6 protein-coding genes are annotated in these 4,378 nt (G+C 72.9%); 5 read left to right on the top strand and 1 reads right to left on the bottom strand.

Going from position 1 to position 4,378, the window contains the following annotated elements:
• Positions 1 to 498: 498 nt before the first annotated feature.
• The gene (locus tag GSF22_RS31245) at positions 499 to 774 is read right to left on the bottom strand and encodes an isoamylase early set domain-containing protein (RefSeq protein WP_208817508.1); all 276 of its coding nucleotides are present in this window, start codon (positions 772 to 774) and stop codon (positions 499 to 501) included.
• Positions 775 to 946: 172 nt separating this feature from the next.
• Between GSF22_RS31245 and GSF22_RS31240 the strand changes: the two genes are divergently transcribed.
• From GSF22_RS31240 to GSF22_RS31220, 5 genes are all read left to right on the top strand, one after another.
• Positions 947 to 1,207, top strand: coding sequence for a Prokaryotic metallothionein (locus tag GSF22_RS31240; RefSeq protein ID WP_208817507.1), 261 nt, complete (start codon positions 947 to 949; stop codon positions 1,205 to 1,207).
• 235 nt (positions 1,208 to 1,442) lie between these two features.
• Positions 1,443 to 2,096, top strand: coding sequence for a TlpA family protein disulfide reductase (locus tag GSF22_RS31235; protein ID WP_439957832.1), 654 nt, complete (start codon positions 1,443 to 1,445; stop codon positions 2,094 to 2,096).
• Positions 2,097 to 2,108: 12 nt separating this feature from the next.
• The gene (locus GSF22_RS31230) at positions 2,109 to 2,978 is read left to right on the top strand and encodes a cytochrome c biogenesis CcdA family protein (RefSeq protein WP_208817506.1); all 870 of its coding nucleotides are present in this window, start codon (positions 2,109 to 2,111) and stop codon (positions 2,976 to 2,978) included.
• Positions 2,978 to 3,448, top strand: coding sequence for a GNAT family N-acetyltransferase (locus tag GSF22_RS31225; RefSeq protein WP_208817505.1), 471 nt, complete (start codon positions 2,978 to 2,980; stop codon positions 3,446 to 3,448). The genes GSF22_RS31230 and GSF22_RS31225 overlap by 1 nt, the downstream gene beginning before the upstream one ends.
• A 212-nt stretch (positions 3,449 to 3,660) precedes the next feature.
• The coding region (locus tag GSF22_RS31220) for a lytic polysaccharide monooxygenase auxiliary activity family 9 protein (RefSeq protein ID WP_244454466.1) at positions 3,661 to 4,378 on the top strand (718 nt) is incomplete at its 3' end.

Raw genomic sequence — 4,378 nt, 5'->3', positions numbered from 1 at the left:
ACCACCGGCCCCGGGGCACCACCGGCCCCGGGGCACCACCGGCCCCGGGGCACCACCGGCCCCGGGGCACCACCGGCCCCGGGGCACCACCGGCCCCGGGGCACCACCGGCCCCGGGGCACCACCGGCCCCGGGGCACCACCGGCCCCGGGGCACCACCGGCCCCGGGGCACCACCGGCCCCGGGGCACCACCGGCCCCGGGGCACCACCGGACCCGGGGCACCACCGGACCCGGGGCCCCGGGTGTCGACACCCCCTCGCGTCCTTTGCTCTGCTTCAGCGACGGCAACAGTCAGCGCCCCTGGGTGTCGCCTCCGCTGAAGCAGAGCAAAGGGGCCAACCCGATGGTGCTGTGCCGCCGCCGGCGAGGCGATCCCGGGCCCCCGGCCAGCGACTCCCACAGTCGACGCCGCACCGGCACCGCATCGACCGGGCCCGCACCACGCCACGCCACAGCACAGACCAGCACCAGCACCGGCACCGGCACCGGCGCACCGGTCAGAGGAGCAGTCGGCCACCCTGCTGGTCGACCTGGTCGGCGCACTCGTCGTCGAGCCACACCCCGCCGGTCGCGAGGTAACGGAAGCGGTACTCGCCCGGCCCGAGCCGGACCGTCACCGTGCGGGTACCGTCCCGTCGCGGGACCAGCTCGTGCCGCCCGGGCTGCCAGTCGTTGAAACAGCCGACCACGCTGACCGTGCCCTGCGGCTCGTCCCTGGGCAGGCAGAACGTCACCCGGGTCTGGTTGCCGAAGAGTTTGCTGCGCTTGATCACGTCTTCTCCTCCCAGGTCGGCCCGCTCGTACCGCAGGGGCTCTCACCAGGCTTAACGCCTCGACGCGCCGGAGCGACACGCCGACGGTCCCGCCCGATTCTGCCGCTTTGCCATGCAGTGCCCGAACGATGCCGCAGGCTGGAGTCATCTGTCCTGATTTGGGGGTTTCATCATGGCCACGTGCGAGGTCTGCGGCAACGACTACTGGATGGCATTCGAGATCAACACGGTGAGCGGCGACCGGCACACCTTCGACTCCTTCGAATGCGCGATCCAGAAGCTCGCCCCGATCTGCGAGCACTGCCAGTGCCGAATCGTCGGGCACGGGGTCGAGGTCTCCGGACGCTTCTTCTGCTGCGCACACTGCGCCCGCAGCGCCGAGGGCGAGCAGGGCGCACAGATCCGGGACGCGGTCGGCGCCCGCCCCGCCTGAGCGGGCGCCGGCCCAGCAGGACACCCACCTGGGAGGCGGACACGGGCCCAACAGACACTCACCCGGGAGCGGACACGGGCCCAGCAGACACCCACCCGGAAGCGGACACCCGCCCGCGGTGTTAACAAGGGGCCCTTCCTCTACCGGAACCGTTAACAGGGGGCCCTTCCTTACCCCAGGGCCGTAACGGAGCGGTAAGGGTGCCGACCGCCGGTCGGGCAATAGCATGCGGGTCATGTCCGATCGACTGCTGCCACTCGCCCGACGACTCGTTCCCGGCGTACTCGCCGTCACCCTTCTCCTCACCGGCTGCGGGGAGACCGCCGACCGCGCCTCCGGGCGCAACGCCGACGGCGAACGGGCCGGCGGGGCGGTGACCGGCGGTGGCGAACGGGCCGGCGGCGAGGTGACCGGCCGCCCGGACACCGGCAGCGGAGCCGCAACCGCCGTCCCGACGCCCGTCGACGGCGGGACACCGCCGGCGGTACCGGCGACCCTGCGGTTCACCGGACGGACGGTCGACGGGAAACCGTTCGACGCGGCCACGCTCGCCGGCCGGCCGGCGGTGCTGTGGTTCTGGGCCGCGTGGTGCACCCGCTGCCGGGCCGCCGCGTCCCACGTCGCCGAGGTGCAGCGCGCCAACGCCGACCGGGTCAGCCTGGTCGGGGTCTCCGGGCTCAACAGCGGCGACGCGGCGATGCGCCGGTTCGTGGCGGACAACGGCCTCGGCGGGTTCCCCAGTCTGGCCGACGACGCCGGGGCGGTGTGGCGCCGCTTCGAGGTGACCAGCCAGGAGTGGTACGTCCTGCTCGACTCCACCGGCACGGTCGTGCACTCGGGGCCGCTCACCGCCGCCGAGCTGCGCCGCCGTGTCGCCGCGCTGAGCTGAGCGGGGAACGACGTGCCCGACGCACCGTACGCCCTCGCCCTCGGCGCGGGACTGCTCGCCGCGGTCAACCCGTGCGGCTTCGCCCTGCTCCCGGCGTATCTGTCGGTGCTGGTCCTGGGTGAGCGGCCGGAGCCGGGGCGCCACCCGTTCACCCCGGTGCTGCGGGCACTGGCCCTGACCGGCGCGATGACCCTCGGCTTCGTCGCGGTGTTCGGCACGTTCGGGCTGCTGGCCGCACCGGCCGCCGACGCGGTGGCCAGCCGGCTGCCCTGGGTCTCGGTGCTGATCGGGCTCGTCCTGCTGGTGGCCGGTGGTTGGCTGCTCGCCGGCCGGCAGTTGCCCACGTTCGCCCCGAGGATCGCCACCGGCCCGCAGGTCCGGTTGCGCTTCGCGTCGATGGTGGCGTTCGGTGCGGCGTACGCGATCGCCTCGCTGGGCTGCACGATCGGCCCGTTCCTGGCGGTGGTGGTGGCCGGCTTCCGGGCCGGCTCGCCCGGCGCCGGGGTGGGCCTGTTCGGCGCGTACGCTCTCGGCATGGGGTTGGTGGTCGGCGCGGCGGCACTGGCCGTGGCGCTGGCCCGGGAGACCCTGGTCCGGCGGGCCCGGCGGGCCGGCCCGCTGCTCGGTCGGGTGGCCGGGGTGCTGCTCGTGGTGACCGGTGGCTACGTCGCCTGGTACGGCTGGTACGAGGTGCGGGTCCTCGCCGGCGGCGACCCGGACGATCCGGTGGTCGGGGCCGCCGGCCGGGCACAGACCACAATCAGCGGGTGGCTGGCCGACCTCGGTCCGTGGGGGGTCACGGCGGTGCTCGGCGCACTGCTCGCGGTGGCCGCCGTCGGCACCGGGGTACGCCGTGCCGCCCTTCGCCGGAGGAGCAGCTGATGCCTCTACCGCTCGTCGAACTCCAGCTTGCCGAACTCCACGTCGCCGCATTCGCCGATCTGACCGTGCACACGCTGCACGATCTGCTCCGGCTGCGTATCGACGTGTTCGTGGTGGAGCAGGAGTGCCCGTACCCGGAGTTGGACGGCCGGGACGTCGAGCCGGGCACCCGGCACCTCTGGCTGGAGCACGACGGCCGGCCGGTGGCGTACCTGCGGATCCTCGCCGACCCGGGCGGGGTGGCCCGGATCGGCCGGGTGGTGGTGGCCCCGGTGGCGCGCGGCGCCGGGCTCGCCGGTCGGCTGCTCACCGAGGCGCTCACGCTGGTCGGTGACCGGCGCTGCGTCCTCGACGCGCAGTCGTACCTGGTCGACTTCTACGCCGGGCACGGTTTCGTGGTCGACGGCGAGGAGTTCGTGGAGGACGGTATCCCGCACCGCCCGATGCGCCGCGAACCCGGCACCGGCTGACGGATCGGATCAGTCCTCCCGAGCTCTCCGGAATATGGACAGTTATTGACTGACGACTATGCCGGGTGCGATTCTGCGGGTACAGAGCCACTGCGGGAGCCACACAGTCGCACGGGAGCGGGCAACTCCCGGCAGACCGGGCAACGTCGTCGTCAGACCTCTCCCTGGAGGGCTCGATGTCCCTTACCCCCCGTCTCCGCCATGCCCCCGTCATGGCGGTTCTGCTCACCGCCGCGATGCTGCTGTTCGGTACCGTCCTGACCACACCGGCCGCCGCCCACGGGTCGGTGGTCGACCCCGCCACCCGCAACTACGGCTGCTGGGACCGCTGGGGTGACGACTTCCAGAACCCGGCGATGGCCACCGAGGACCCGATGTGCTGGCAGGCCTGGCAGGCCAACCCGAACGCCATGTGGAACTGGAACGGCCTGTTCCGCGAGAACGTGGGCGGCAACCACGAGGCCGCCATCCCGAACGGCCAACTGTGCAGCGGTGGTCGGACCGAGGGCGGCCGGTACAACGCGCTCGACGCGATCGGTGCATGGAAGACCGCCAATGTGACGAACAACTTCCGCATCCGACTCTACGACCAGGCCAGTCACGGCGCGGACTACATCCGGGTGTACGTGACGAAGCAGGGGTTCAACGCCCTGACCGAGCCGCTCGGCTGGGACGACCTGGAACTGGCCGGCAGTATCGGCAACACCCCGGCCTCGGGGTGGAACCCGGACCCGGCCGGTGGGGTCTCCATCGACGTACCGGCCAACGCGCCGGGGCGTACCGGTCGGCACATCGTCTACACGATCTGGCAGGCCAGCCACCTGGACCAGTCGTACTACCTGTGCAGCGACGTGAACTTCGGCGGGACCGGCCCGTCACCCACCCCGACCAGCACGCCGTCGCCGACGCCGACCAGCACCCCGTCGCCCA

The organism is Micromonospora echinofusca, from assembly GCF_017614955.1.
Lineage (GTDB): Bacteria > Actinomycetota > Actinomycetes > Mycobacteriales > Micromonosporaceae > Micromonospora > Micromonospora echinofusca_A.
Note: the sequence above shows the minus strand (reverse complement) of the source record. Positions and strands in the feature narration are given on the sequence as shown.

What these genes read in the sequence shown, in the direction of transcription:
- GSF22_RS31240 (WP_208817507.1), top strand. Translation starts at nt 947, where the DNA reads ATGGCCACGTGCGAGGTCTGCGGCAACGACTACTGGATGGCATTCGAG.
- GSF22_RS31235 (WP_439957832.1), top strand. Translation starts at nt 1,443, where the DNA reads ATGTCCGATCGACTGCTGCCACTCGCCCGACGACTCGTTCCCGGCGTA.
- GSF22_RS31225 (WP_208817505.1), top strand. Translation starts at nt 2,978, where the DNA reads ATGCCTCTACCGCTCGTCGAACTCCAGCTTGCCGAACTCCACGTCGCC.